This is a genomic window from Gracilibacillus sp. Marseille-QA3620 (assembly GCF_054950035.1).
On the sequence record NZ_CM143102.1, the window covers coordinates 296,694 to 321,285 of the forward strand.

General features: G+C 42.1%; 25 protein-coding genes and 2 riboswitches. Of the genes, 23 read left to right on the forward strand and 2 right to left on the reverse strand.

What is annotated here, in order from left to right:
• Positions 1-382: 382 nt before the first annotated feature.
• The 23 genes from ACY8DX_RS01650 to ACY8DX_RS01760 all read left to right on the forward strand — a co-directional run bounded on the left by ACY8DX_RS01650 (position 383) and on the right by ACY8DX_RS01760 (position 22,230).
• Positions 383-1,138 (forward strand): SAF domain-containing protein, encoded by a 756-nt coding sequence (locus ACY8DX_RS01650; RefSeq protein WP_049672391.1) that lies wholly within the window; start codon positions 383-385, stop codon positions 1,136-1,138.
• Positions 1,139-1,174: 36 nt separating this feature from the next.
• Positions 1,175-2,332 carry an AAA family ATPase gene (locus ACY8DX_RS01655; protein WP_462406086.1) on the forward strand — a complete coding sequence of 386 codons (1,158 nt, stop codon included), beginning with the start codon at positions 1,175-1,177 and terminating at the stop codon, positions 2,330-2,332.
• 39 nt (positions 2,333-2,371) lie between these two features.
• The gene (locus ACY8DX_RS01660) at positions 2,372-3,751 is read left to right on the forward strand and encodes a TadA family conjugal transfer-associated ATPase (protein ID WP_462406879.1); all 1,380 of its coding nucleotides are present in this window, start codon (positions 2,372-2,374) and stop codon (positions 3,749-3,751) included.
• Complete coding sequence (locus ACY8DX_RS01665; RefSeq protein WP_462406087.1) at positions 3,717-4,652, forward strand: type II secretion system F family protein; 936 nt, start codon at positions 3,717-3,719, stop codon at positions 4,650-4,652. The genes ACY8DX_RS01660 and ACY8DX_RS01665 overlap by 35 nt, the downstream gene beginning before the upstream one ends.
• Positions 4,653-4,655: 3 nt before the next feature.
• Positions 4,656-5,591 (forward strand): type II secretion system F family protein, encoded by a 936-nt coding sequence (locus ACY8DX_RS01670; RefSeq protein WP_462406088.1) that lies wholly within the window; start codon positions 4,656-4,658, stop codon positions 5,589-5,591.
• Positions 5,592-5,644: 53 nt separating this feature from the next.
• Entirely contained in the window at positions 5,645-5,860 is a 216-nt protein-coding gene (locus ACY8DX_RS01675) for a hypothetical protein (protein ID WP_462406089.1), read from the forward strand.
• Between the two features lie 22 nt (positions 5,861-5,882).
• Positions 5,883-7,277 (forward strand): vWA domain-containing protein, encoded by a 1,395-nt coding sequence (locus tag ACY8DX_RS01680; protein ID WP_462406090.1) that lies wholly within the window; start codon positions 5,883-5,885, stop codon positions 7,275-7,277.
• A gap of 73 nt (positions 7,278-7,350) precedes the next feature.
• A complete protein-coding gene (locus ACY8DX_RS01685; RefSeq protein WP_462406091.1) occupies positions 7,351-8,745 on the forward strand; it encodes a hypothetical protein in 1,395 nt (464 codons plus the stop codon).
• 226 nt (positions 8,746-8,971) lie between these two features.
• The gene (locus ACY8DX_RS01690; RefSeq protein WP_462406092.1) at positions 8,972-9,775 is read left to right on the forward strand and encodes a hypothetical protein; all 804 of its coding nucleotides are present in this window, start codon (positions 8,972-8,974) and stop codon (positions 9,773-9,775) included.
• Positions 9,776-9,913: 138 nt separating this feature from the next.
• A complete protein-coding gene (locus ACY8DX_RS01695; RefSeq protein WP_462406093.1) occupies positions 9,914-10,633 on the forward strand; it encodes a hypothetical protein in 720 nt (239 codons plus the stop codon).
• Complete coding sequence (locus ACY8DX_RS01700) at positions 10,633-11,028, forward strand: TadE family protein (RefSeq protein ID WP_049672382.1); 396 nt, start codon at positions 10,633-10,635, stop codon at positions 11,026-11,028. The genes ACY8DX_RS01695 and ACY8DX_RS01700 overlap by 1 nt, the downstream gene beginning before the upstream one ends.
• Positions 11,025-11,774, forward strand: coding sequence for a Tad domain-containing protein (locus tag ACY8DX_RS01705; RefSeq protein ID WP_462406094.1), 750 nt, complete (start codon positions 11,025-11,027; stop codon positions 11,772-11,774). Before ACY8DX_RS01700 ends, ACY8DX_RS01705 begins: the two co-directional genes overlap by 4 nt.
• A 145-nt stretch (positions 11,775-11,919) precedes the next feature.
• Positions 11,920-12,129, forward strand: a complete 210-nt coding sequence (locus ACY8DX_RS01710; protein ID WP_462406095.1) for a hypothetical protein — start codon at positions 11,920-11,922, stop codon at positions 12,127-12,129.
• A gap of 516 nt (positions 12,130-12,645) precedes the next feature.
• Positions 12,646-13,323, forward strand: coding sequence for a hypothetical protein (locus tag ACY8DX_RS01715; RefSeq protein WP_462406096.1), 678 nt, complete (start codon positions 12,646-12,648; stop codon positions 13,321-13,323).
• A gap of 22 nt (positions 13,324-13,345) precedes the next feature.
• Entirely contained in the window at positions 13,346-13,702 is a 357-nt protein-coding gene (locus tag ACY8DX_RS01720; protein WP_462406097.1) for a hypothetical protein, read from the forward strand.
• Positions 13,663-14,148, forward strand: coding sequence for a hypothetical protein (locus ACY8DX_RS01725; RefSeq protein ID WP_462406098.1), 486 nt, complete (start codon positions 13,663-13,665; stop codon positions 14,146-14,148). Before ACY8DX_RS01720 ends, ACY8DX_RS01725 begins: the two co-directional genes overlap by 40 nt.
• Positions 14,149-14,339: 191 nt before the next feature.
• Positions 14,340-15,293, forward strand: coding sequence for an AAA family ATPase (locus ACY8DX_RS01730; RefSeq protein ID WP_462406099.1), 954 nt, complete (start codon positions 14,340-14,342; stop codon positions 15,291-15,293).
• A 23-nt stretch (positions 15,294-15,316) separates the two neighbouring features.
• A complete protein-coding gene (locus tag ACY8DX_RS01735) occupies positions 15,317-16,513 on the forward strand; it encodes a DUF58 domain-containing protein (RefSeq protein WP_462406100.1) in 1,197 nt (398 codons plus the stop codon).
• Positions 16,489-18,717: a DUF4129 domain-containing transglutaminase family protein gene (locus ACY8DX_RS01740; RefSeq protein WP_462406101.1), complete on the forward strand. Its 2,229-nt coding sequence runs from the start codon at positions 16,489-16,491 to the stop codon at positions 18,715-18,717. Before ACY8DX_RS01735 ends, ACY8DX_RS01740 begins: the two co-directional genes overlap by 25 nt.
• A gap of 41 nt (positions 18,718-18,758) precedes the next feature.
• Positions 18,759-18,862, forward strand: a riboswitch (purine riboswitch).
• 241 nt (positions 18,863-19,103) lie between these two features.
• Positions 19,104-20,657, forward strand: a complete 1,554-nt coding sequence (gene guaA / locus ACY8DX_RS01745) for a glutamine-hydrolyzing GMP synthase (RefSeq protein WP_462406102.1) — start codon at positions 19,104-19,106, stop codon at positions 20,655-20,657.
• 392 nt (positions 20,658-21,049) lie between these two features.
• Positions 21,050-21,319: a GNAT family N-acetyltransferase gene (locus ACY8DX_RS01750; protein WP_462406103.1), complete on the forward strand. Its 270-nt coding sequence runs from the start codon at positions 21,050-21,052 to the stop codon at positions 21,317-21,319.
• Complete coding sequence (locus ACY8DX_RS01755) at positions 21,288-21,548, forward strand: GNAT family N-acetyltransferase (protein ID WP_462406104.1); 261 nt, start codon at positions 21,288-21,290, stop codon at positions 21,546-21,548. Before ACY8DX_RS01750 ends, ACY8DX_RS01755 begins: the two co-directional genes overlap by 32 nt.
• A gap of 172 nt (positions 21,549-21,720) precedes the next feature.
• Positions 21,721-22,230 (forward strand): helix-turn-helix domain-containing protein, encoded by a 510-nt coding sequence (locus tag ACY8DX_RS01760; protein ID WP_049672369.1) that lies wholly within the window; start codon positions 21,721-21,723, stop codon positions 22,228-22,230.
• A 272-nt stretch (positions 22,231-22,502) separates the two neighbouring features.
• Here the strand turns inward: ACY8DX_RS01760 and ACY8DX_RS01765 are convergent, their stop codons facing one another.
• A complete protein-coding gene (locus tag ACY8DX_RS01765; protein WP_439803202.1) occupies positions 22,503-23,234 on the reverse strand; it encodes an ABC transporter permease in 732 nt (243 codons plus the stop codon).
• Positions 23,227-24,150, reverse strand: a complete 924-nt coding sequence (locus ACY8DX_RS01770) for an ABC transporter ATP-binding protein (RefSeq protein ID WP_462406105.1) — start codon at positions 24,148-24,150, stop codon at positions 23,227-23,229. Before ACY8DX_RS01770 ends, ACY8DX_RS01765 begins: the two co-directional genes overlap by 8 nt.
• A gap of 213 nt (positions 24,151-24,363) precedes the next feature.
• Positions 24,364-24,465, forward strand: a riboswitch (purine riboswitch).
• Positions 24,466-24,592 lie beyond the last annotated feature (127 nt).

The following is a 24,592-nucleotide window of genomic DNA, read 5'->3' on the forward strand; positions in this document are numbered from 1 at the left end:
ATAAAGAGAATCACATTGATATGGATGAGAATGAATGACTTTATTTGTAGAAGCCTCCAGATAAACCGTATGAAAAGCTCTCCATCAATTATCTGAAAAATCCGTCTTTTTAGGTCTTTTTACTTAATGATAGATAAATAAATAATCCTATATTAGACATCATAAAAAAATTCTTTGGTGGTCAAAAGTGAGTAATTTATCACAAGAAGTTGAAGTTTATTTTAAAAAATTCATATATATAAGAAAAATGAGTAAATATTACCGAATTTATTCATTTCCGGGATATGGATTGCAATTTATGCCAAATGTTTGAATAATTTGATATATATAAACGATTTCTGGGTGATTTTGCACATTAAGTGAAAGGGGATGAAGGAAAGGCATGCTTGAATCAAAAAGAAGAGCCATTATTTTTTTACTATTATCTTTATTACTTGCTATTATAGCTGGATTTCTTGTTCTGCAGAAGGTTAAGGCTCTGAATAATGATTTGGGAACCGTAGTGAATGTTTATGCTGCCAAATCGGATATAGCGTCAAGGCAAGATATTACACCTGACTTGATTACAACGAAAGAGATCCCAAAGAAGTATTTGGAGAATTATCATATTACCAATATCAGTGACCTGGAGAATAAGGTTGCTGTAGTCCCTCTATCTGCTGGGGATGTCATTTCAAAGAATGTTTTAAAGCAATCCTCCGTCGTCATGGAGGAACATAATCGGTTAATTTCTGTCATGTCTGATGAGAGAGTCTTTTTTGACGAATCTCTTGAGGCGTTAGACAGGGTCGATATTATCGTATCAGAGAAATTTGGGGACAAACCGAAAACAACGATTTTTATGAAGGATGTAAAGGTAGCTCGGATTGCGAAAAAGAGTGATAAATTTGCCGGCGTGCAATTGGAAGTTCCGCTAGAACAAGCACCTCAATTAATACATATGCAAAATTATGCGGATAGCGTGCGAATCGTAAAATCGAATGTCGGACAGCCGGCCGAAGAGCTTGAAGAAGCTGGGAAAGAGGATAAGGAAGTGAAACAAGCGGAAACCGAAAAAGCGTCAGCTAAAGAAGAAAAGGAAGAGACAAAGGACAAGAAAGATGACTCGAATGAAGCAAAAGATAAGAAGGATGAGTAAGGGCTCATTTAAATAGAGATGACGGGGGAAAGCCAAATGAAACAAGATGTATCATTACTCATTGTCGGAGATGAAGATAATACTCTCTATGCTGGTATCGAAGGATTTCTTTCCAGCTATCCTAAATGGGACTTAGTATCGGCCAGCCGCATGATTGAGCATTTGGAGAAAGATGAACATACCGATATAGCCATTGTGTTATACAGGCAAGAGGCGGCCATCATAGAGGTCATTCAAACGATTAAAAAAACGAGTCCAACAACCGCAGTTGTCTTTTTGCACCATGTGCAGGATTTCCAGTTAGCTCGGGAGATATTGCGGGCTGGAGCGATTGATTATCTTGTCATACCAGATGAAAAGGAACTGCTCTCAGATAGAATTGAGTTTCTTGGCAATATGGTGAAAGTACGCAACAAGCAAGGAGGGGCAGGTTCCTCGGTGTTCTCGAAAGGGCGAGGAGAGGTCATCGCTTTTTATAGCGGGAAGGGCGGAAGCGGCACAACCTTAATAAGTTCCACTTTTGCTCAAACCCTAAAGCTAGATTCAACAGCGGAAGTCATTCTCATCGATTTAAACCTCCAATATGGAGGGGTAGAAACATATCTGGGAATCGAGGCTAACCGTTCATTGGTTGATCTAAAGCCAGTCATTCATGAGATTAGCGACAGTCATATCCGGAATGTAACCGAAAAGGAGCGTTTCTCAAAATTAGAGGTATTGCTCAGTCCGAGGGATGCTGAAATCGCGGAGGCAATCGATGAAGATTATATTAAGCGTCTCATCCGCGCCTGTAAGAGAAGTTTTGACTTCGTCATTCTGGATGTTCCTAGCCATATTGACATTACCTCCTTTGCGGCGATAGAAGAGGCAGATAAAATCTTCTATTGCATAACGCCGGATACACCTTCCATCCGAGTTTTCAAAGGCGTGGAGGAATTATTGAAGCGCTTAGGCATTCATTTAGACGAACGCCTTGAGGTGGTGGTCAATCAGGCTGGCAAGGATGTGGAACTTACCGGTAAAGACCTTAGCCGCTTTATTCAATACCCATTTGCGGTTGAAATTAAAAAAGATATTAAAGGAGTTCTTCATTCCATCAATAAAAGTGAGCCAATCCGCAAAGAAGCCAAGGAGAAACGATTGTCCTTGGTCGCTAAGGATATCCAAAAATGGGTCAGCAGCCTGTTGAAGTAGCCAATTGCCCTATTGACTAGTTGGAAGGGAGAGTGAATGATGGCGCTATTCAGTAAAAAGAGGGATGTTCCGCAAGATTTTCCGGTCAGCGGCTATAGTACCTCGCAAACAAACCCTTATATTGATGAATTGGTAGAACACTATAAAACGAGATTATTAACAGAGACCAATCTAGAAACATTAACCTCTTTATCAGAGGGAGAGAAAAGACTGACGATTGAGCGCCTTATCAGCACCTTCATGTCAGAGGAGAAGGTCGTTATCCCTAGACATGACAGGGAGTTGATGCTTACACGGCTAATAGATGAGTCCGTTGGATTTGGTCCCCTTGAGCCTTTATTAAATGATGAGAGCATTACAGAAATCCTTGTGAATGGGCCGGAAGAAGTCTTTGTTGAGAGAAACGGAAGACTTGAACGCTCAGACGTTGAATTCCGTGATGAATCGCATGTCAGGCATATTATTGACCGGGTTGTAGCCCCGCTTGGCCGCCGGATTGATGAGAGCTCACCAATGGTGGATGCCCGGCTCCCAGACGGCAGCCGTGTCAATGCTGTTATTCCCCCAATCAGCTTGAATGGAACCTTAATATCTATCCGTAAATTTCGTAAAACACCATTCGAAATGCGCGATTTGCTTGAGTTCGGTTCATTGGATGAGTCGATGATATCCTTTTTGGAATCCATTGTAGAGGCAAAATTGAACGTGTTGATCTCCGGCGGAACAGGGAGCGGGAAAACAACATTCCTAAATGCCGTTGCGAAATCGATTCCTGTACATGAGCGGGTCATCACGATAGAGGACTCGGCAGAATTAAGGTTAAACAGAGGTTCCGTTGTCGGACTGGAAGCAAGACCTGCGAATGTGGAGGGGAGCGGGGAAATCTCCATTCGGCAATTGGTCAAGAATGCGCTCAGGATGAGGCCTGACCGAATTATAGTCGGTGAGGTCCGCGGCGCGGAAGCCTTTGATATGCTGCAGGCCATGAACACCGGTCATGAAGGGTCCCTGACAACTGTTCATGCGAACTCCCCGGCAGATGCGCTTAGCAGGGTTGAGGGAATGGTCATCATGGCAGGCATGGATTTGCCTTCCCATATTGTCCGGGAATACATTGTGGGGGCGCTGGATTATATTGTTCAAGCTGAACGCCTGTCTGATGGGAAACGGAAGATCATGAATATATCAGAAGTGTCCGTGGATGAGGATAACAAAATTCAGATTAGAGATATCTTTACATTTAAGCGGACGGGCATGGGAGCCAATGGTGAAGTGCTAGGCTATCATACGGCAACCGGGCTTATTCCTAAAGCCCTGGAACGGATTCGTATCTTTGGTATTAAACTGGATGAACGCCTATTTACGCCAAAGGAGGAGTATTTGTATGAACGAAATGATTTACATTCCCCTACTCTCTAGTCTGGCGGTACTGGCATTAATTGCGTGCATTTATTCCTATTTGGGTTATCGAGCGCAAAAACGCGAATGGAAGCAGAAGATATCTTCATGGTATCCGGAGAAGAAACGAACGAGCTTTTTCAGTGGACTAGGAGATAAATTTGATAAGACTGACCGTGCGAAGGAGCTTGGCGTGAAATTGCACAATGCGAACCTTCCGCTTGCCCCGTCAGAATATCTTGCCTTTCACATATTGGGTTTCCTAGCTCTGTCAGTCCTATTTACGAATATGTTTAAAATTCCTTTTCCCTTGAATGCCCTGATTCCTTTGGGTCTATCCTATTTTGCGCATTATGCGTTGTTTATGGTGCGGAAGAATAAATATGAAGAACGGTTTAATGACCAACTAGCGGACATTTGCCGTTTGCTTGGCAATGCGGCACGGTCAGGGATGACCTTGAATCAAGGGATTGATTTAGTGGCAAGGGAAACACCGGCGCCGGCAGGAGATGAATTTAAACGCATTTCACAGGAATTAAGGCTTGGGGTGCCGCTTGAATATGCGCTTCGCTCTATTCAGAAACAAAATAAATCCAGAGAATTTCAGCTCTTTATTGCCACACTTCTTATTCAGAAAAAAACCGGCGGCAATTTAGCGGCCATTCTTGAATCAATGTCCAACACATTAGAGGATCGAAAAATCCTGAATCAATCAATCAAAACGATGACAGCTGAACAAAAGTACATCTCGTATATCGTTCCAGCTATGCCAATCTTTCTTGTGTTAATCATGAATGCCTCAATGGATGGATTTGTCGACCCGTTATGGACGGGCCCGGGAATCGTATTGCTCTGTTTATTTATTGCAGGTGTGGTGCTCTCTTTCTTTCTGATTCGAAAAATTACAAATATAAAGGTGTAGTCTATGGATGCTCTCATCATTTTATGCGTTTTATTATTCTGGTTGTTTTTCTCTTTAACCATTCGGCATTATAACCGCTACCTGGATGAAAAAAGAGGCTTGATTGGCCATATAGCTGAGACCGTTCAAGATGGCTATTTAGGAACAAGCCGAAAACGGAAAAAGAATTCCAAATTGACGGAAAAGATTTTCGCCTATTCCGACGATTTTGCGGATTTGGGCAAGCGTATTAACTTCTTCAGTGAAAATAAAGAAATAGAGGATTTGCTAAGGAGAGCAGGCCGACCTTATAATTTTTCGCTCGACCGATTTCAAGGATTCAAAATATGGCTTGCGGTCACCTTATTTTTCGCGTCATTGATTTTCTTAATTCTCGGATTTCCGCTGGCGCAGTTTGGTCCTATTCTACTGCCTGTTTTTGGTTTTTTGGCACCTGTATTCTGGCTCAAGCAGGCTGCTAAAAAGCGGCAGGAGGAATTACGGCAAGATCTGCCCGACTTCCTTGATACAGTCAGCACGAGCCTGCAGGCCGGGGTCAGTTTAGACCAGACGCTGCGTGAGGTGATCCGTTATTTCGACGGCCCGCTCCATGAAGAGTTTTCCCGGTTTAACCATGAAATTGAGTTGGGCGTTCCGCGTGAAATGGCCTACAGAGGTTTGTTAGAAAGAAATGATAACAAGGAATTCCAAGGACTGATTAAGTCACTCATCCAAGGCTTGAAGCTAGGAGTCCCGATTGCGACTACCTTTAAGGTGCAGGCCGAGGATATGAGGCAATTCCGTGAGGAGAAGATAAAAGAACTGGCAGCTAAAGCCTCACCAAAGGTCACGCTGGTCACGACCTTTGTCGTTGCACCTGTCTCCTTATTGATAATTGCGGGGCTGATGATCTTGAACATGATTTATGGTGATAACAGTCTAGGAAGCTTATTTCAATAACCCCCTCCCAAAAGGGAGTTATATAAATCATAAATTAATAGGAGGAATTTATTATGAACTATCTTACGGAAATGTATGTTAAAGCTTCTACAAAGGTTGGCGGTCTGTTAAAGAATGAAAGAGGTTCGCAAACACTAGAGTGGATAGGGATTGCGGCTGTCATCGTCATTTTGGTTGGATTGGTTTCTACGGCGTTTAGCGGGTCTGGTCTTGGGACTACTATTGCGAGCAAATTTAAATCACTATTGGATAAAATGATTGCTGAATAATATCTATTTAGGGGTGTGCAACTTGAAGAAGTGGCTTGCAATTATTAGTATTCTATTGCTGTTGTCGGGATGTTCTGAAGAGGAATCAAAACAAAAATCGTCATCCTCTGAAGCATCTCCGTCAGAAAAAGTGAATGGAAATGAAGAAAGTATAAATGAGGAAAATAATACAAACCAAGACACGGACCCAAATAATTGGCTTGAGAAATTTTCAGATGCACCAGCTATTGAGATGAGCCCTGAATATCTAGCGAATCAGCTCCAAGGTCCATATGCTGAGTATGATTTCTTGGAAGAGCCAGAGAAGTTTGATAAATTTTTTGAGGATATGGAGGGAATACCGGCAGATGCAACAGAGGAAGAGCTAAATCAAGTTTTTAACTATTTAGTCAGTCAAGTATCTGTTGATCTCACAGACCCTCAAACGGTGATTGATAGTTGGAAGTCGACTTCGTATGGAAACCCAGAACTGGAAGATTCGCGTTATCATTTCAAAGAAAACTACAATATTGAGATTCTCATAGATTCAAGCGGCAGTATGGCGAATCAAGCAAATGGTAAGACGCGGATGGAGGCAGCGAAGGAAGCGATTAATAAATTCTTAAAAGCTGCTCCTAAGAATGCCAAGGTTGCGCTCCGAGTATATGGGCATAAGGGGACCGGGTCAGATGCAGACAAAGAACTTTCCTGTAAAAGCAGCGAAATGGCCTATTCATTTAGCTCGTACAATGAGGTGGAATTTACAAAGGCATTAAATTCTTTTCAACCAGCCGGCTGGACGCCGTTAGCACAATCTATGATACAAGCTAAAGAAGATATGCAAGAATTTAACGGAGAAGCGCACACGAATATGGTGTACGTCGTGAGTGACGGCATTGAAACCTGTGGTGGGGACCCTGTGGAAGCAGCTAAAACTTTTGCGGATTCCAATATTCAGCCTATTATCAATGTGATTGGATTTGATGTAGATGGAGCTGCCCAAAAGCAGCTGAAGGAATTAGCAGAGAAGGCTAATGGCACCTATACAAATGTATATAATAGTGAGCAGTTATCAGCTGAATTTGATAAAGCAAAGGGTATGCTGGAGAAGTGGGAGAATTGGAAGAAAAATGCCGACCTCAAGGCAGAGGTAGAAAGCGATGAGAGAGATTTGGATACAGGAAAACTAGAAAACGAATATGTACTTACATTTATGAAGCAAGAGAATAATATGTCTTTTCTTATTAGCGAATTGAGAGAGTTAGATATGATTACCTCTGACCAAAAGAAATATCTAGATAATAAGAGAATCGAATTGGTCAAGAAGGTAAATGAATCAAGAAAAACGATAATAAATGATTTAGAAAACTTAAACACTGAGACACTAGAGGAAACAAAGAAGCAAATCCAGGAGAAATACAATCAAAACACAAATTAAATAGGGATAGAATAGACACCTAGATTATCAGCCGTTTCCTAGAATGAATGGGGAGGTTTGGTTGAAGAGGAAAGTGTTTAAAAAACTGCCCGTTTTATTGGCCATTATGTTTGTATTGTTCCAATCCTTCCTTGTTCCGCTAGCAGGTGCAAGCTGGTCAGGAACTTCCTGGAAAGGTGATGCGTGGAAGGGTGACTCCTGGAGCGGTGATGCTTGGAATACGGAAGGTTTCTCGTGGGAAGGAGAAGCTTGGGATCCTGGGAAGGGCTGGATTCAGGATGGCTGGGAGCAAGATGGCTGGACGCAAGAAGGCTATACAAAAGATGGTTGGACAGGCGATGGAATAAGCGCAATTGACCCGGCAACCGGCCAGCCATGGACTGGGGATAAGGTGAATGGAATTGATGCCGCAACCGGACAGCCATGGACTGGGGATAAGGTGAATGGAATTGATCCCGCAACCGGACAGCCGTGGACTGGGGATAAGGTGAATGGAATTGATCCCGCAACCGGGCAGCCGTGGACAGGGAATGGAATAAACGGAATTAATCCCGCAACTGGTCAACCATGGATTGGGAATGGAAACAATGGAATTAATCCGGCAACTGGACAGCCATGGGCAGGACAAAACGGGAGAGGAATTAACCCAGCAACAGGATTGCCATGGATAGGTAATGAATTGTCGGGTACTGGTTTGATAATTGCTAAATCGGGCTCGTCTAATGCTTCTGGTAATGGAGAGGATATTTCTCTATACGATATATTAAAATTTACTAATAATAATGTCCTTTCAACAAAGGTTAATTTGCCGATGCAAATTATGAATAACGAATTTAGCTTTAAAAAGCCTAATGATGTTTATGGACTTATACTAGGCGGATTTAAGTTAGGAATGGGTGACAGCAGTAAAACGCTTAATGGCATTTCTGAAGCCTACGATGTATCTTCAGCGGGGTATGAGACTTTTAATGGAATTAAAACTTTGATGAATTCTGGTTTTAATGCCACGACTTCTCCCGGTCAATATGAAAGCCTTGCAAGAACAGCATCAAGACTTAGCCAGACAACAAGCCAGGTTAACCCTGCTTTAAAACTATTATCTAAAGCTAGTTTAGCTACTGCAGCCATTGGTACAGGTTTTTCAGTTGTTGATACAGTAAAAAATACCAATGCTGCAGTAGAAACATTTAAGAATAATAACAGTAGTGGTGCAGATAAAACAGTTGCCGTTGCTAGTATTGGAGAATCTGTGGGAGAGGCATTTATGAATGCGGGAGCTGGAGCAATGGCGATACCAGGCTTGCAAGTTGCAGGAACATGGATGATTACTATTGGTGCTGGTACGTTTTTACTTTCTAAGGGAACAAAGTATGTCGCTTCCAATTGGGGGTCTATCAAAAACGGCATCGGAAAAGCCAAGAAGAAGGTTGGGTCAATCTTTAAATCTATTAAAGGCGCTTTTTCTTAAGGTATATGATTTATAAGGGGGGGAGATAAATTGGACTCCCCCTCTAAATTAGGGAGATGTTGTATTAAGCAAGTTAAAACCTGTAAGCATGGTTAGTTAAATGGGGCAGTTAAAAAATATATAAAGATAGATATGGTTCATAAGTGGAATGAAATTCTACAACCAGTAGTATGGGAATGCAGCATTGGAAATGGGGATTATGATGGATAAAATAGCTATAGAAAAAATGGCGAAAAAATATAAAAAATTCTTTGAGAGATTTGCAGTTATGCCGTTCGTGTTTAAGGATGGGATGAACGAATGGGTGTTGGTAGAGTACAAGAAATATAAAGACTATGATAACCGAACAGGATTAGCGATGTTTCCAGAGGTACAACTTCCTTCAGAAAAGAAAAGGGAGATTATGTTTTATTTTGCCTCTGTCTTTGGTGGATTGATGAGAATGCGGGAAAATGTGCTCCCGCGTATCCAGGTGACTGAAGAAGTAATAGATACATTTAACAAAGCAAATCGTTTACTTGAAGATTGGGCCAATGATGAAAAGAAACGGGAAATGGCTGTAGAATTCAAAGTGTTTACTGAATTCATTTTATGGTGCCAAAATGAAAAGAATGAAAAATATCAAATTATTAATCGGATGGAAGAAAAGCTCTTTGAAAACTATAACTTTACAAGGGAGGATAGAGATGTTCTTTTTGAGGTCATCCCACATTTCGATGTCATAATATTTCTGCAAACAAAACGCCAAGAGGAGCAATTGGACCATACACGTAAGCTGTTGGAAGCATTAAAAAAAGAAAAAGGAAATCTTAGTAGGGAGAATGTTTCTTATTTAGAGCGACTGTTAGATACCTATTGCAATAAAGGGGCTGTAAAAACCTTGAAGAATGCACTTGATAAAATGCCCTCTTGGAGAGAAGTACCGGCAAGGGCGGAAAGCTATGAAGGGTTATTAAAATCTTCTATAAAGGAGTATGCCAAGAGAGAGCAAATAGATGTGGAAAACCATATGCGCATTCTCAGGAATTAAGGGGATAGAAGACAGCATAGATAAATTAGGAACCGAAATTATGTGGAATTTAATTTTTCGAGGAACATTGGACTTAATAAAACCGATTAGGAAATGAAGTGGTGATAACCAATTATTCTAGCAGATTGGGTGATCTTAATGGAAAAACCGATACGTGAAGCATTCACATTATTATCGAGCAGGATTGAGCATATTTTGCTTTTAGGGGTCACAATTTTGGTTCCTTTTTTAGCTATGCATGCTATTATAGCAAATTATATTATGGCCATAACTCCTACATTCTTTGGAACAACTATTATAGCGGATATATATAATTCTTTTTTGACTATATTCCTGCTTCTTTTTTTACAGATTCCGTTCATTCGTTATATGTTCAATGAATATCAAGGTAATGAAGGAAGTTTGCGGAATGCATACTACTATTTCTTTGTTAATGGTTTTGAATTTTTTATGTTTGCTGTAGTGGCTAGTTTAATAGCGACCTTAGGGTTGGTTTTATTTTTTATTCCTGGTCTCATTATCATTACTCTCCTTTACCCAATTCCGTTCATTGCAACGATGGAAAATAAGAGTGTTTGGAAAAGTGTTAAGTCAGGACTCAGATTAGGCAGGAAACACTTCTTTAAATTATTTATACTTGTATTTCTGTTTGCTTTTATTGAGCTGTTTATTTCCTCGGGTATAACTCTCTTAATTTATTCACTCACTACCTCCTTTGCGGCACAGTTATTAGCCCACATGTTCTTGAACCTTCTCTTCTTCCCTATAATTACGTTAATCATTAGCGGATACATCATTAAGTGGAGAGAAGAGATTTATACAATTGAAAAGAGAGAAACCGAAGAGGGGTGGACTTAATGGACTTCAAGCGAGCAGTCAGTGAGGAGGAAGGTTCAGCCACATTAGAATTTCTAGGAATGGTCCCTCTTGTCTTCATGGTTATGATGATTGCCTGGCAGTTTGTTGTAGGTGTGCATGGAGTAATTGTTGCTCAGTCAGCTGTGAATGAGGCAGCCAAGGTTTATTCCATAACTGGTGAATGGACAGAGGCTAGAGCAGCGGCGCAATCGACTGTGAATCATATTAGTTATCTTCAATTAAAGAGTGCAGATACAGCGATGACAGGCGATTCCCAGTTCAATGCAAAGGTATCGGTTGACATTAATCTTGTGTTCCTGCCGGATATGCTATTCCCAAATGGCAAACCATCCATCCCATTCACAAGTGAGGCAAGCGGGAAGGTGATTGAATGAGAAAGTCACTTCTTCGCAATGAGAGAGGGAATATCACCCTCTTTCTTCTAGGCATGATTAGCGTCATGTTTATTTTATTTATGGTCATTATCAATTTCGCGAAAGTATATGCTGTTAAGGAGAAATCCTTTACAACATCCCAGCAGGCAAGCCTTGCTGCCACGGCTGAATTCTATGAGAGGATTTGGGATGTCGTTGCAGAGTTTGATGACATTGACGAGGAAAACCTCCCTCCGCCGTCGGACGATGATGATGATGAGAACCCGCCTGATGTCAATCCGATAACGAAGATCAAAATTAAAGTGAAGGTCGGTTTAAAGGAGGATGAACTCCGCGCTCGATATGGAAGTGAGAAAAGTGAAAATGAAATCCATATTGATGCAATTGATGAAGTGTTGACAGAGGAATTAACCTCTGGTCTTGGGAAGCGGAGCCTCAAGAGAGTATTGTTGGAGCAATACGAAAGCCAAATCAAGCCGGCTGTAATAGACAAAGCAAGGAATGTCATCCTTGCAAATGGAGGGAAGCTCGACCAAGCCCAAATCGCCTTATTTCATGAGAACCGCATTTACATAAAAGCGGCAAATGAATTCGAAGGTCAAGGCAAATTCCTGGATGGATTTAAGGAAAAAGTGTTTCAAACTGGAGCGGGGCCGGAAATAGGCTTTATCTCGGAATTGGGCCACAATGATGAAACAGTCTTCTTATCAAATGATAGAGGTGGAGAAGTTATTTGGGGCGATTAAGGGAGTACCGATGCTATTGGTAAGCCTTTTATTTTGTATTCCTCGTGGTTGGCTGTTCGAACAAAGTTAAGATTGGAGCTTTTTAGTGAGATAGTGAGGAGACATCGTCTTATTGAGGTAAGCAATATTTAAGGGGGAGACAAGGATGAGTCAGAAAGAGAAGAAGTGGAGGAAGATCTACAAGTATTTCATGATTTTTTTCTATGCAATCCTATTACCGGTGGCCATTGCTGATTTTTTCATAAGTGGTGAAGTGGCATATGGCATATTGGTAGCCGCAATTGCCCTTCCTGGAATCCGGGCTAATCACCTGAGGAGTATAAGAGAAAAAGAGGGGAATTTCATCGGGCAGTAACGAAATGAAAAATGGAACAGCGTATCATCCAGAATTAACACCTTCCTTATAAAAACAGGAGGTAGAAGGTCTTGAGGCAACAGCTTTTAAGAAAAGTTTGTGTGCTATTTGCCATTGTTTTTGTCCTTTGTCAGTCTTTTATGCCTCCAATGACCATGGCAAGTATGTCTTGGACAGGGAATAGTTGGAACGGTGAAACTTGGGAAGGGGGGACATGGAACGGAGAAAAATGGCATAGTGAGAGTTGGGACTAAGGGACTGGTGATCGTCAGGAATTCTCCAATAAGGGCAGTGATAATGGTCGGATAAACGGTCCTTCCCCCAGGAAACAGATTACTACTGCCGCCATATAATAACCCTTATCTTCCTTTTCAACCCTCTTTAGGTGCTGGGAATAATAATCTTGTTCCCCTGGATGAATCTAAAGTACATGAGACTAAGGGTAGTAGTGGAGAAATAGACATAGACCTATGGGATGTAGCGTCCTATATCGGCAATGATGTAATTAATGGGCAGGTGGATTTTGCTGTTGGTATCCTTGAACAAGGAGACAATATCGATTTTAAAAGCACCTTTGGAGGACCAAATTTCTTTTCAACGCTTATTTTAAATGGAGCTAAACTCCCTCTTGGCGATAGGACGCCACCTTGGTTTGATCTAGTTGAAGACGTCCATAGTGGCACAGGAATGGCCATTGATTTATATGAGGGATATTCTGGCCTATCCAGTGCTGCAGGTACAGTAGGAGACGTTGTTCGCACTGGGACAGAAATGCTCCCTAATGTAGTGAATACTGCAAGGCCTGTAACAGGAGCATTAACCAAATTTAATATTGCAACAAGTGCTGTGAGTACAGGTTTTTCTCTTGTTAACACCATTAAATCAGCCGGTGATACATGGGATGTGATGAAAAGTGAAGCTGCTACAACAGATAAGGTTGCTGCTGGTGCGACTACGGCTTCTGATTTTGGCGAACTTGTCTTTAATGTTGGCATGACTACAGCAGCTTTTCCAGGTGCTCAGGCGGCTGGTTTGACTATAGCAGTTGCCGGGGGAGCAATTTGGCTGGCAGGAAAAGGTGTGAAATGGGCTGCTAATAACTGGTCAAGCATTTCGGAATCAACTGTTGGAAAGGCAGTAAAAAGTGCCTGGAAAGGGATAACGAAACCTTTTAAATGGTTGACTGGATCTTAATTGTATTAATGGGGATGATTACATGAAGGAGTTTTTTGACCAATATAGAAGACCGGGAGAGGAGTATCAATCCCCTGGATATGCCTTTAAAAATGATGGAGAAATGTATCATATGGGCATATACGTAAAGGATGGAGAGGGAGTCGGATATGCCCTTTATGCTGATAATCCTTTGAGCGAGGAAGAAAAACTAAATGTCAAAAAATATATCGGAGGGATGCTTGTATCCTTTACGAGGGTTAAGCGGACATTTGAGAAGCAGGCCAAAGTTAAGACTTCTTATATGAAGGGAGCAAAAAAGGCTATTCGCAAATGGGCTGTGACCAAGGAAGAAAAGGGGTGGCAGCTCGCTATGAGGAGTATTTCGATGTCATCCTGACCGCACGCCAGCGTTTTCTAGATGACTGTGATAAAGTGAGTACACTGCAGCAGCAAATATTTAATCGAGGATATTTTGAGATAGCAGATAAAGAATATTTAGACTCTCTACTCTTAGATATTGATGCCACATTATATATATTAATTAAAAGGCAATATGATGATTTTGAAGAGAATAAAGCTTTGTTAAAGTATATCGAGAACAAGCGTAACCGGTTGGGATTCTTTACATATCGTCTTTTGAAAAATAATTTATCTATGTCAACTTTAGATGAAATGTATGAAAATATACTGGAATCTTTACATACATTTGATTCGGAATATAGTCATCTCCCTGCAATTTTGATGAATATTGAATATGATGGGTTAAGGAACAAGTTTGCCAGCATTTTGATTAAGCGTGATATGGAAATTGTGAGACAGGCGAAAGAAAAGTTAAGAAACTAAAAAACTAATTTTACAAAAAGGCAAATCACTACCACCATAAGGCGGGAATGGTTTGTCTTTATCTTATTTCCCTCTAATTAGTTATTTATCGATATCCTCGTATATTTTTAACAAATATTTGTAGTATTACCATTGACTGTTAAGTGAGAATATTATAACAATAAGGTATAAAGTAGAGGGGGCCTTATTGTATGCAGGAAAAAATGAACCCGACAATTCAGAAGATTATTCAGAATGTAGAGAATGTGATTATCGGAAAGACAGAGGTAGCTAAACTGAGCCTTGTGGCACTTTTGGCCAAGGGGCATTTGCTATTGGAGGATGTGCCGGGTGTTGGGAAGACGATGCTTGTGAAGGCATTGGCGAAGTCCATTCAGGCTGATTATAAACGTATTCAATTCACCCCAGACCTCCTTCCGTCCGATGTGACGGGAATATCCATCTATAATCCAAAGGAGCATGAGTTTATGTTCCGTCCAGGTCCAATCATGGGCAATATTATCCTCGCAGATGAGATCAATCGTACTTCCCCTAAGACACAGTCAGCTCTATTAGAGGCAATGGAGGAACATCGCGTGACCGTTGATGGTGTCACCCATCGGCTAGATTCTCCTTTCTTTGTTATGGCAACCCAGAATCCAATTGAATACGAGGGCACCTATTCCTTGCCGGAAGCTCAGCTTGACCGCTTTTTGATTAAAACGAGAATGGGTTATCCTGATAGGGGGGATGAGGTGGTTATCCTGATGAATGCGCGGATGCAGGCTTCTACAGACAGCTTGGAGCCGGTCATTTCATTGAAGGAGATGGCAGACCTGCAGGAGGAGGTACAGAGCGTCTTTGTTGATGAATCGATTGCCAGGTATATTGTCGACCTGATGACAAAAACCCGTAATGATAAACGTGTGTATTTAGGAGTAAGTCCACGTGGTTCCATCGCCTTGATGAGAGCCTCTCAAGCTTGGGCATTTATACATGGACGTAATTATTGCCTTCCAGATGATGTACAGCATCTCATTCCGTATGTATGCAGTCATCGGATTATCATGAAATCTGAAGCTCTTTATGAAGGAATTGATGCAGGGGCCGTCCTTAATGAGATTATGGCAAAGACACCTGTACCCGTACAAAGGCAAGTGAATTAACGATGAAGAAGCTCCGTTTACGATTGGAGAAATGGTCGAAGCTGATTATGCTCGTGTTTTTGCTGGCATTGACCTTTTCTTATGCGATGTTCCAAGGAGGGTTTGTCAGTTGGTTCCTCTTTTACAGCTTCCTCCCCTTTGGTGTGTATGCCTTAGTCATTCTTCTTTATCCATTAAATGATTTTCATGTTGAACGGATAGCAGGGGATGGTGCGCTTCGTGCGGGTGATTCGTTAGAGATGCGGATTCTCCTCAAACGACAGTATGCGGTGCCAATCTTGTACATAAGCGTGGAAGAGTTACTTCCGAGAAATCTTGATATTTCATCTGGCAGTGCAAAGAAGAATGCACTGGTTTTTATCGGTTTCAAGAGAGAGTATGAGCTTTCTTATACATTAAAGAATCTGGCGCGCGGGGAGCATGAGTTCTCCGATATCGTTCTGCGTACTGGTGACCTGCTTGGAATAGTAGAGAAGGAGCGGGTAGTGAAAGCGCAAGAGACAGTCCTCGTTCTGCCTAGAACTGTCCAGCTTTCAATCCGCCAGTTTAAGAGCGAATATGAGCATGGGCAGCGTACCAATCTGTATAAGCATAGGCAAGAGACGTCGATGGTGTCAGGTATTCGGGATTATGAGCCTGGCGATCGCATGGTCACGATTGATTGGAAATCGAGTGCAAAGGGAGTGGGCCTCAAATCAAAGAATTATGAGGAGAATCATAGCAGTGATAGTTTCCTGATGATCAATAGCATTAGTGAGTACCATGTATTCGAGGAGATGGTCACCTTTACCGCATCCTTGGCAGAGGCTGTGCTTGAGAAGGGAATGCGTGTTGGAATCTGGGCCAGGGGGGACCATGATCAATTGATTGAGGTAAAAGAGGGCAAAGTGCATCGTGAGTATATTCTGCATTTCCTGGCACGTCTGCAGGTATTGGAGATAGAGGAGTCTGCTTACGCTCCTCCGAACCGGTCGATTCCTGAGCATGCTTCATTAATCTTCATTACCTCAGAACTGAATATGTCAATGGTGCAAGCCTATACACGTCTATCCGATGGGAAGCGCCCCTTGACTATTTTGTTCTTTCAGCAGGTTGCGAAGAGGGGAATGGAGAAGTCTGAAGAGGATGCATATTATTATGCGGCGAATCATGGGGTAAATATATCTATCGTTCGCGACAAGAGTGAGTGGAATGTATGGAAGGAGCTGGAGAGACGATGATCAATCAAATGCATGCTGGTATACGCCTTCTTTTATTCTTCTTTACATTCCTGCTTTTCTTGGAATGGCTTAGGCCGGTTGAAGAGGTAACTGACACATCCAATATGGGTTATTTCATCGTCTATGCAGCCCTCCTCGTTGTACTTTATGCCTTTAAAGTATCATGGAAGTGGACTGTACCGGTCTCGTTCTTTTATATGAGCATTTGCTTATATATGCTCCATTACCGGGCTCTTACAATGATGGAGGATGAGAGCTGGCTTCGGCTGCTCTTTGTTGATCTGGCAGATGGAATCCGGGATTCATTCACAGCAGATTTGGATGGTCTGACACCTGGATTCCGAACGTTCCTTTTCCTTCTGATTATATGGATGCTCTGCTATCTCCTTCATTATTGGGTAATGGTAAAGCAGCGCCTCTTTTTGTTCCTGTTCCTGACCTTCTTGTACGTGACGGTGCTTGATACCTTCACACCCTATGATGGGGATGGGGCAATTGTTCGGCTTGTCATTTGTGGTTTTGCCGTGCTCGGTGCATTGGCGCTGATTCGTCTCTTTACCCAGCATGGCCTCCCTTATTCAATAAAGAAAATGGGTATCTGGGTTTCTGCGCTTGCGGGCATGATTACCTTAGGTGTATTGGTTGGCTTTGCAGCGCCGAAGCCGCAGGCTATTTGGCCGGACCCGGTTGCTTTCATTAAATCAACCTCAGAAAAGTATGGGTCTGACCGTAAGCGGATTGGGTATGGAGTGAATGATCAGAAGCTCGGCGGGGACTTCATTGGCGATAATTCAGTCGTGTTTACCGCAAAGTCGCCAGTTCGAACCAATTGGAAGGTTGAGCATAAGACCGTCTATACGGGTAAGGGCTGGTTAAGCAGCAGAAGTAATACTGCAGAGGCCATATATTATGATGATGAGAATATTGGTTTGTATGATTATATTGGAGAACTGGAGAATAACGAGTCAATAGCCGAACTTGATGTTGAAATTGACCATGGACATATTCCTTATCCAGATCCGATGTATATCCAAAGCATTTCCGTGAATGGAGATGAAGACCCGCAGGAATTACTCTATTCTGAGGGAACATCGCGCATAACGCCATATGAAGAGGAAGGTGTTGAGGGGGAGCGGATTGAAGAGATCAGTATTGCCTTCATGAGTCCGACCTTCTATTTGGATGCCTTGAGAGCGAATGGGAGGGAGGATTATGACGAGTCGTATTTAGGTGAATATACACAATTGCCTTCTTCGCTGCCGGAGAGAGTAAGGGATTTGGCTTTTGAGATTGTCTCTGAGAATGCAGAGTCAGATTCTGTTTATGACCAAGTCAAAGCAATTGAGGAATATTTACGGGGAGAGAAGTTTACGTACAGTCAGGCTGGAGTCGCTTATCCAGCTGAAGGTCAAGACTATGTTGACCAATTTCTGTTTGAGACAAATATCGGCTATTGTGATAATTTCTCAACTTCGATGGTTGTCCTGCTCCGTTCATTAGGAATTCCGACGCGCTGGGTAAAAGGGTATACAGCCGGGTTATCAACCTATGATAGTGCTGTGGGAGGCACAGTGTATGAAGTGACAAATAATAATGCTCATTCATGGCCGGAAGTCTTCTTCCCGAACACGGGCTGGGTGCCGTTTGAGCCGACGAAAGGCTTTAATCCGGAAGCGCGTTTCCTGGAGACATTTGAACAACAGGAACAAGAACAAAATGAGACAGAAGAAACAGAGCGGCAAGAAGAAGAGAGAACGACTGTCCCTGAGCGTTCGGATGAAGGCGGCAGCACAGACAAATCCTTTGACCTGGCTTCAATGGTTGATTTCTTGAAGGAATCGTGGAAAGCCGTTGCGGGCAGTGTGCTTGCATTAGGAATTTTGACTGCAATTATCTATCGCTTTAGGGGCAAATGGCTTCCGCGTCTTTGGGTATTCTATTATAAAAGGTCAAAATCAGACGAGAGATTCTCGAAAGCCTATCTGCGCTTGCTTACTGAATTGGCCCGCTTCGGCATTAAGCGGCATGAGGGACAGACCTTGCGCGAGTATGCGCGATATGTGGACCAATTCTTTGGGACCGTTGAGATGAAGATACTGACAGCGGAATACGAGCGTATTCTTTATTCGGGGGCAGGTTCTATGGCAGAATGGCAGGAGTATGAAAAAACGTGGGAAAAGATGATTTTGAAAACAATTGCTTGACCTCTCTTTTCACTCACTGTTACAATTATGCGAGGTTAATATTACACAGCATCCAAACCCTTCATATAATTTCGGAAATAAGGTTCGAAAGTTCATACCAAATCACCGGATAAATGATTTGACTATGAGGGAAGAATATAAATGACTACTAGAATTCTGCAGGCGCATTATGGGGATTCTAGTTTTTCTTTATTCAACTTGCTCGGTCTAGAGCATGATTGAATGCGAGAGCGGCTTTGATGAGGATATATGGGAATTCGTTTCTGCACCGGCTAATGCCTGATGCTTTTGTTAGGACGAATGGGAGGATTAAGGGATGGATCATCCCCTTAGGATGATTAATTGCTTACATTAACCGATCTAAACTATCTAATGAGGTGAAAGCAATGGTAGAAACAACAGATCTTCCAATTCAGGAAATGGTTGTCGTCCTTGATTTTGGAAGCCAGTATAATCAGTTAATCACGCGGAGAATTCGTGAATTCGGTGTGTATAGTGAACTGCACCCGCACACTATCACCGTTGATGAGATCAAGAAATTGAATCCGAAAGGAATTATTTTCTCCGGAGGGCCAAACAGCGTTTATGATAAAACGGCTCTCTCTTGTGATGAACGCATCTTTGATTTGGGCATTCCAGTCATGGGTATTTGCTACGGCATGCAATTGATGACACAGCACTTCGGCGGGAAGGTAGAGCGTGCCAGCAAGCGTGAGTACGGCAAATCTGACATCCATGTCAACCATGAATCCGTCTTGTTCAAAGGTCTTCCAGAAGATCAAACAGTATGGATGAGCCATGGTGACCATGTTGTAACAGCACCAGAAGGATTCGCGGTCGATGCAACGAACCCATCATGTCCGATTGCGGCAATGAGCGATGACAGCCGCCAGCTATATGCGGTCCAATTCCATCCGGAAGTACGCCACTCTGAATACGGAAATGACTTGCTTAAAAACTTCGTATTTGGCGCATGTGGCTGTAAAGGCGACTGGTCTATGGCCAACTTCATCGAAATGGAAATGGAGAAAATCCGCCAAACGGTTGGGGACAAGCAAGTTCTTTGCGCACTCAGCGGCGGTGTAGATTCCTCCGTTGTAGCTGTGTTGATCCATAAAGCCATCGGTGACCAATTGACATGTATCTTCGTTGATCATGGTCTTCTACGTAAAGGCGAAGCAGAAGGCGTTATGAAAACCTTCAGCGAAGGCTTTAACATGAACGTTATCAAAGTAGACGCGAAAGAACGCTTCATGTCTAAGCTTGCTGGTGTCAGCGACCCAGAACAAAAACGTAAAATCATCGGTAACGAATTTATCTATGTATTCGATGATGAAGCAACTAAATTAGAAGGTATTGATTACTTAGCTCAAGGTACACTCTATACAGATATCATTGAGAGTGGTACAGCAACTGCGCAAACAATCAAATCCCACCACAATGTCGGCGGGCTTCCTGAAGACATGCAATTCCAATTGATCGAACCATTGAACACACTCTTCAAAGACGAGGTTCGTGCACTAGGAACAGAAATGGGCATTCCAGATGAAATCGTTTGGAGACAGCCGTTCCCAGGCCCAGGTCTTGGAATCCGCGTTCTTGGCGAAGTAACAGAAGAAAAGCTTGAAATCGTCAGAGAATCTGATGCCATCCTTCGCGAAGAAATTCGCCTTGCTGGACTTGACCGCGACATTTGGCAATACTTCACCGTGCTTCCTGACATCCGCAGCGTCGGCGTCATGGGCGATGCACGCACATATGATTACACAATCGGAATTCGTGCCGTCACTTCCATCGATGGAATGACATCTGACTGGGCACGTATCCCATGGGACGTGCTTGAGAAAATCTCTACACGTATCGTAAACGAAGTCGACCACATCAACCGCGTGGTGTATGATATTACATCTAAGCCGCCTGCGACGATTGAATGGGAATAATCAAATAAACGCTGGAAACCTTGATATATCGTGCTTTCTGAACGCTGTTTTTGCTCAAATGATAGCAAGATGATAGCAATCAGGAGACCTGATATAGAAAAAAACCCAGATATTATAGTAAAGTCCGCGGTAGTTCATACTATCTGCGGGCTTTTTAGTGTAGTTGGATTTTACATAATATACTGCTCTGATATGTTGTATCCTTTAAAACCAGTGAGAATAATCAGAAGTTGAAAATCACTATACCAGAAATATGGTGATGTTCTAAAATCGGTTGAAGTATAAATTATACTTTATACAATATAGGTATCGGGTGCTTAATGGCCAAAGTCATACAAGGAAAGCGGTGAATTTGACTGGGAATCGGAATTTGATTTTTAGGGGGAATCTTCATGGCGCTTGCAGATTATATTTTCCATAAACCAACTATTGAAACAGATAGATTAGTAATAAGATCGATGACCGCAGCAGATGTTCCGGCTTTGAGAGAATGGATGCCTGATAAATCTCTTTACACCTACTGGGGCAAAGGCCCAAGTAAGGCTGAGAAGAATCCGGAGCTTATGTTTGAGAAGGAAGCAAAACCAACTAAGAGTTTTCATTTGGGTATATCTGATAGAGAAGGACCGCATGGCTTCTGTAGGAATCCGTCTTTCGAGTAAGTCGCAGGGTAAAGGTTATGGAACCGAGGCTCTGGCGGCTACAGTTGAATTCTGCTTCACAAAGACAGAGCTTAAGCGACTATGGGCAGAAGTAGATATTCGAAATGTTGCTTCTGTAAGGATACTAGAAAAATGCGGATTCACAAGAGAAGGGATGATTCGGCAAGGAAAAATGGTTAATACATGGTGTGATTATTATATCTATGGCATACTTGATTCTGATATTTAAGAGAATGATCATTATGCATGCAAATAACTCGACAAATCGGAGTTTGTAAGGATGCAATCAATATTTTCATCTTGAAATCCAGTAGATGAAGCCAATGTTAACTTGCGTTGCTTGTAGCAACGGGCAGTTTCCCACACACTAGTGGTAACGGCCGAAAAGGAGGTTATCCCTAATGTTAAACGAAAATATTAAAGCAATCAGAAAATCAAAAGGTCTTTCGCAGGAAGAACTTGCTATCAAGCTGAATGTGGTGCGACAAACAATCTCTAAATGGGAGCAGGGATTGTCAGTTCCTGATTCTGATATGTTGATTTCCATATCAGAGGTGCTTGAAACACCGGTGAGTACGTTGCTTGGAGAAACTGTTACTGAGTCGAAGGTTGATGACGTAAAAGCTATTTCCGAAAAACTGGAGATTATAAACTTGCAGCTCGCACAGAGGAAGATTATGAGAAAAAAGACGTTTCATTGGCTGCTTATCTCATTGTGTGTGGTCATAGTGATTATTTCAGCGGTCTTAATCGTATTGAACAGTCCTTACTTAGAATGGAATTATAGTGACCCTGAAACCGCCGTTGTCGGAGTAACTTTTCACGCATTTGAATGGCTGTTTGTCAGGTTTGCACCGATTATCTTTATTGGGGCAATCATTGGATTCTTTTTGACACGGAAGAAATTATAAAACTGCTCTACTTTTAGGACACAGTCAGACTTCAAAATTTCAGTTTGTAGCATGTAGAAAGCAATGGTCAGCAGAATAGTTGATATCATTTTGATAGGAACCATTTTTGCAAGATATCGATATCAGGTAATCCGTGTGATCCGAATCAAATGACACCATATCACCTAACTAAATTTGCTTAGTAGGGGGTAAAATTTTCGAGTGGGAATAGGATAAAAACCACAAAACTCCCTTTTACCTGTATCGTATTACAGATAAAAGGGAGTTTTTGTTTACTGATCCTGCCGTGAAAAAGCATAAATCGCTAAAAATATGCCGATTACTGCGCAAAGGACAATGGAGATTCCTGAAACAATGAAATAACCATTCGTCATGTCCGGAATCAGACTCGCAATTGAAACGGCTGACCATGGAATGAGGCTTGCGACTAAAATCATATTGCCTGATGCTTGTGAGCCGGCCATCATGATAGCGGTGAATAAAAGCCCCATCAAAACGGATGGATAAAAGGAAGTCCGTTGTTTAATGGCGACCCATAATAGAGGGGTAAATGCCAGGAAACTTAAGGCCCCGCTTTTCGCGAGAAGCTCTATGGTCAGCTTGATGCCTGCTGCCCCGAACTCATCTGGATACAATATTCTATAACCAATACATATTATTATCAAAGCTACTATCCATGTGATTGCATACCAAAGCGCCCAGACGCTTAGTTTACTTATAATAAAAGATGACCTGGAAGGATATGCGGTCAATGTATTGATGATTGTGCGGTCCTGGTATTCTCGCTGTATGAGAAAAGTAATAAATAAACTGCTCATGACGGAGAATATCCATATATAAAGGCTGTTGGTTGTCATGAGCCAGCTGAAATAATCGTCTAAGGACGGAATATATCTTTCTTTTATAATAAGTAGAAGCGGGACGCACAGGGCGATAGCGGAACAGATAAGAGATGTTCTGTCATGCCTTGCCTTTAAAATTTCTGCACGTATTCCGTTACGCATGTTCTCCACTCCCTATCAGGCTGGAGAAATACTTCTCCAGTCCATTCGTTTTTAGCCCGATTGCTGATACATCTACTTCCGCCATGATTAGCGCTCGGTTTATGGCAGATGGGTCATGAGTCAGGTCGAAGATTTCCACTACTCCATTATCCTTTGCTGAATAGTCATCTATATTTAATTGCTGCCTCAATATGGCGCATGCTTTTTTTATGTCAGATGTTTTGACAGATATATAGCTTCCTCGTCTTTTTAGCAAGTCTTCATAATCACATTCTTTTAAGAGCTTGCCATTATGGATAAAACCTACCTGTGTTATCATTTGTTCCATCTCCGTCAGTTGATGGCTTGAGATAAGAATGGTCTTTCCATAATCACGGCTTAGTGACTTAATTAGATTTCTTATATCCGCAATCCCGATCGGATCAAGCCCATTCGCCGGTTCGTCTAATATAAGGATGTCCGGATTGTGCATGATGGCGTTGGCGATGCCCAGCCTTTGTTTCATCCCAAGTGAATATTGGGAGAAATGCTTCTTGTCCTCATAGGGGAGCTCAACGGTATGGAGAGCCTTTCTGATTGATTGGCCATCAATGGTTCCTCTGAGGCTGGCAAATACCTCGAGATTCTCCCGTGCTGTCATATTTGGATAAAAGCCAGGAGTTTCAATGGTGGACCCAATTCGATGATAAACCTCATGCGCATTTCTTTCCGGCGCCTTGCCGAAGATCAAAATCTCCCCATCTGTCTTTTTCGATAGGCCTAAGACCATCTTCATAATGGTTGTTTTCCCTGACCCATTTCGGCCAATCAAGCCGTATATATGTCCGGGCTTCACATGTATATTCACGTCGTTAACTGCTAACTGATTGCCGAATACTTTTGTCAGTTTTCTTGTTGTCAATACGAAATCGTTCATCCTAATCGCCCCCTCTACTTTATACCCCTTTATCTATTTATATAGTAAGATCAAACATGCACATTTTCTGCCAATTCCGGCGGATTCTGCTAGTGGATGGGATAGGGGAGTACTCATTTAATAATAGAGGCGAACAAAGATGTAAAAAATAATACAATCGTTCGTTTTTCTGTTGACCATCAGTCATTATGTTGTTACAATACTAAAGAACTAATCACATAATTTAATAATCTTCGTATAATCATGGGGATATGGCCCATAAGTTTCTACCGAGCTACCGTTAATGGCTTGACTACGAGTAAATGATGATATACCCGGACTATGGGTGTATTCTCTTACCTATTGTCACCCCGAAACGGATATGGTTTCGGGGTGTTTTGTATTCTTGGCGATTACAACGTAGAGATGAACATGATGGTATGAAGAGAAGGGGAGTTACAAG

What these genes read in the sequence shown, in the direction of transcription:
- ACY8DX_RS01665 (WP_462406087.1), top strand. Translation starts at nt 3,717, where the DNA reads ATGAACGAAATGATTTACATTCCCCTACTCTCTAGTCTGGCGGTACTG.
- ACY8DX_RS01755 (WP_462406104.1), top strand. Translation starts at nt 21,288, where the DNA reads ATGGCTTCTGTAGGAATCCGTCTTTCGAGTAAGTCGCAGGGTAAAGGT.
- ACY8DX_RS01695 (WP_462406093.1), top strand. Translation starts at nt 9,914, where the DNA reads ATGGAAAAACCGATACGTGAAGCATTCACATTATTATCGAGCAGGATT.
- ACY8DX_RS01650 (WP_049672391.1), top strand. Translation starts at nt 383, where the DNA reads ATGCTTGAATCAAAAAGAAGAGCCATTATTTTTTTACTATTATCTTTA.
- ACY8DX_RS01765 (WP_439803202.1), bottom strand. Translation starts at nt 23,234, where the DNA reads ATGCGTAACGGAATACGTGCAGAAATTTTAAAGGCAAGGCATGACAGA.
- ACY8DX_RS01750 (WP_462406103.1), top strand. Translation starts at nt 21,050, where the DNA reads ATGGCGCTTGCAGATTATATTTTCCATAAACCAACTATTGAAACAGAT.
- ACY8DX_RS01710 (WP_462406095.1), top strand. Translation starts at nt 11,920, where the DNA reads ATGAGTCAGAAAGAGAAGAAGTGGAGGAAGATCTACAAGTATTTCATG.
- ACY8DX_RS01655 (WP_462406086.1), top strand. Translation starts at nt 1,175, where the DNA reads ATGAAACAAGATGTATCATTACTCATTGTCGGAGATGAAGATAATACT.
- ACY8DX_RS01720 (WP_462406097.1), top strand. Translation starts at nt 13,346, where the DNA reads ATGAAGGAGTTTTTTGACCAATATAGAAGACCGGGAGAGGAGTATCAA.
- ACY8DX_RS01660 (WP_462406879.1), top strand. Translation starts at nt 2,372, where the DNA reads ATGGCGCTATTCAGTAAAAAGAGGGATGTTCCGCAAGATTTTCCGGTC.
- ACY8DX_RS01675 (WP_462406089.1), top strand. Translation starts at nt 5,645, where the DNA reads ATGAACTATCTTACGGAAATGTATGTTAAAGCTTCTACAAAGGTTGGC.
- ACY8DX_RS01760 (WP_049672369.1), top strand. Translation starts at nt 21,721, where the DNA reads ATGTTAAACGAAAATATTAAAGCAATCAGAAAATCAAAAGGTCTTTCG.
- ACY8DX_RS01700 (WP_049672382.1), top strand. Translation starts at nt 10,633, where the DNA reads ATGGACTTCAAGCGAGCAGTCAGTGAGGAGGAAGGTTCAGCCACATTA.
- ACY8DX_RS01705 (WP_462406094.1), top strand. Translation starts at nt 11,025, where the DNA reads ATGAGAAAGTCACTTCTTCGCAATGAGAGAGGGAATATCACCCTCTTT.
- ACY8DX_RS01770 (WP_462406105.1), bottom strand. Translation starts at nt 24,150, where the DNA reads ATGAACGATTTCGTATTGACAACAAGAAAACTGACAAAAGTATTCGGC.
- ACY8DX_RS01730 (WP_462406099.1), top strand. Translation starts at nt 14,340, where the DNA reads ATGCAGGAAAAAATGAACCCGACAATTCAGAAGATTATTCAGAATGTA.
- ACY8DX_RS01670 (WP_462406088.1), top strand. Translation starts at nt 4,656, where the DNA reads ATGGATGCTCTCATCATTTTATGCGTTTTATTATTCTGGTTGTTTTTC.
- ACY8DX_RS01740 (WP_462406101.1), top strand. Translation starts at nt 16,489, where the DNA reads ATGGAAGGAGCTGGAGAGACGATGATCAATCAAATGCATGCTGGTATA.
- ACY8DX_RS01690 (WP_462406092.1), top strand. Translation starts at nt 8,972, where the DNA reads ATGGCGAAAAAATATAAAAAATTCTTTGAGAGATTTGCAGTTATGCCG.
- guaA (WP_462406102.1), top strand. Translation starts at nt 19,104, where the DNA reads ATGGTAGAAACAACAGATCTTCCAATTCAGGAAATGGTTGTCGTCCTT.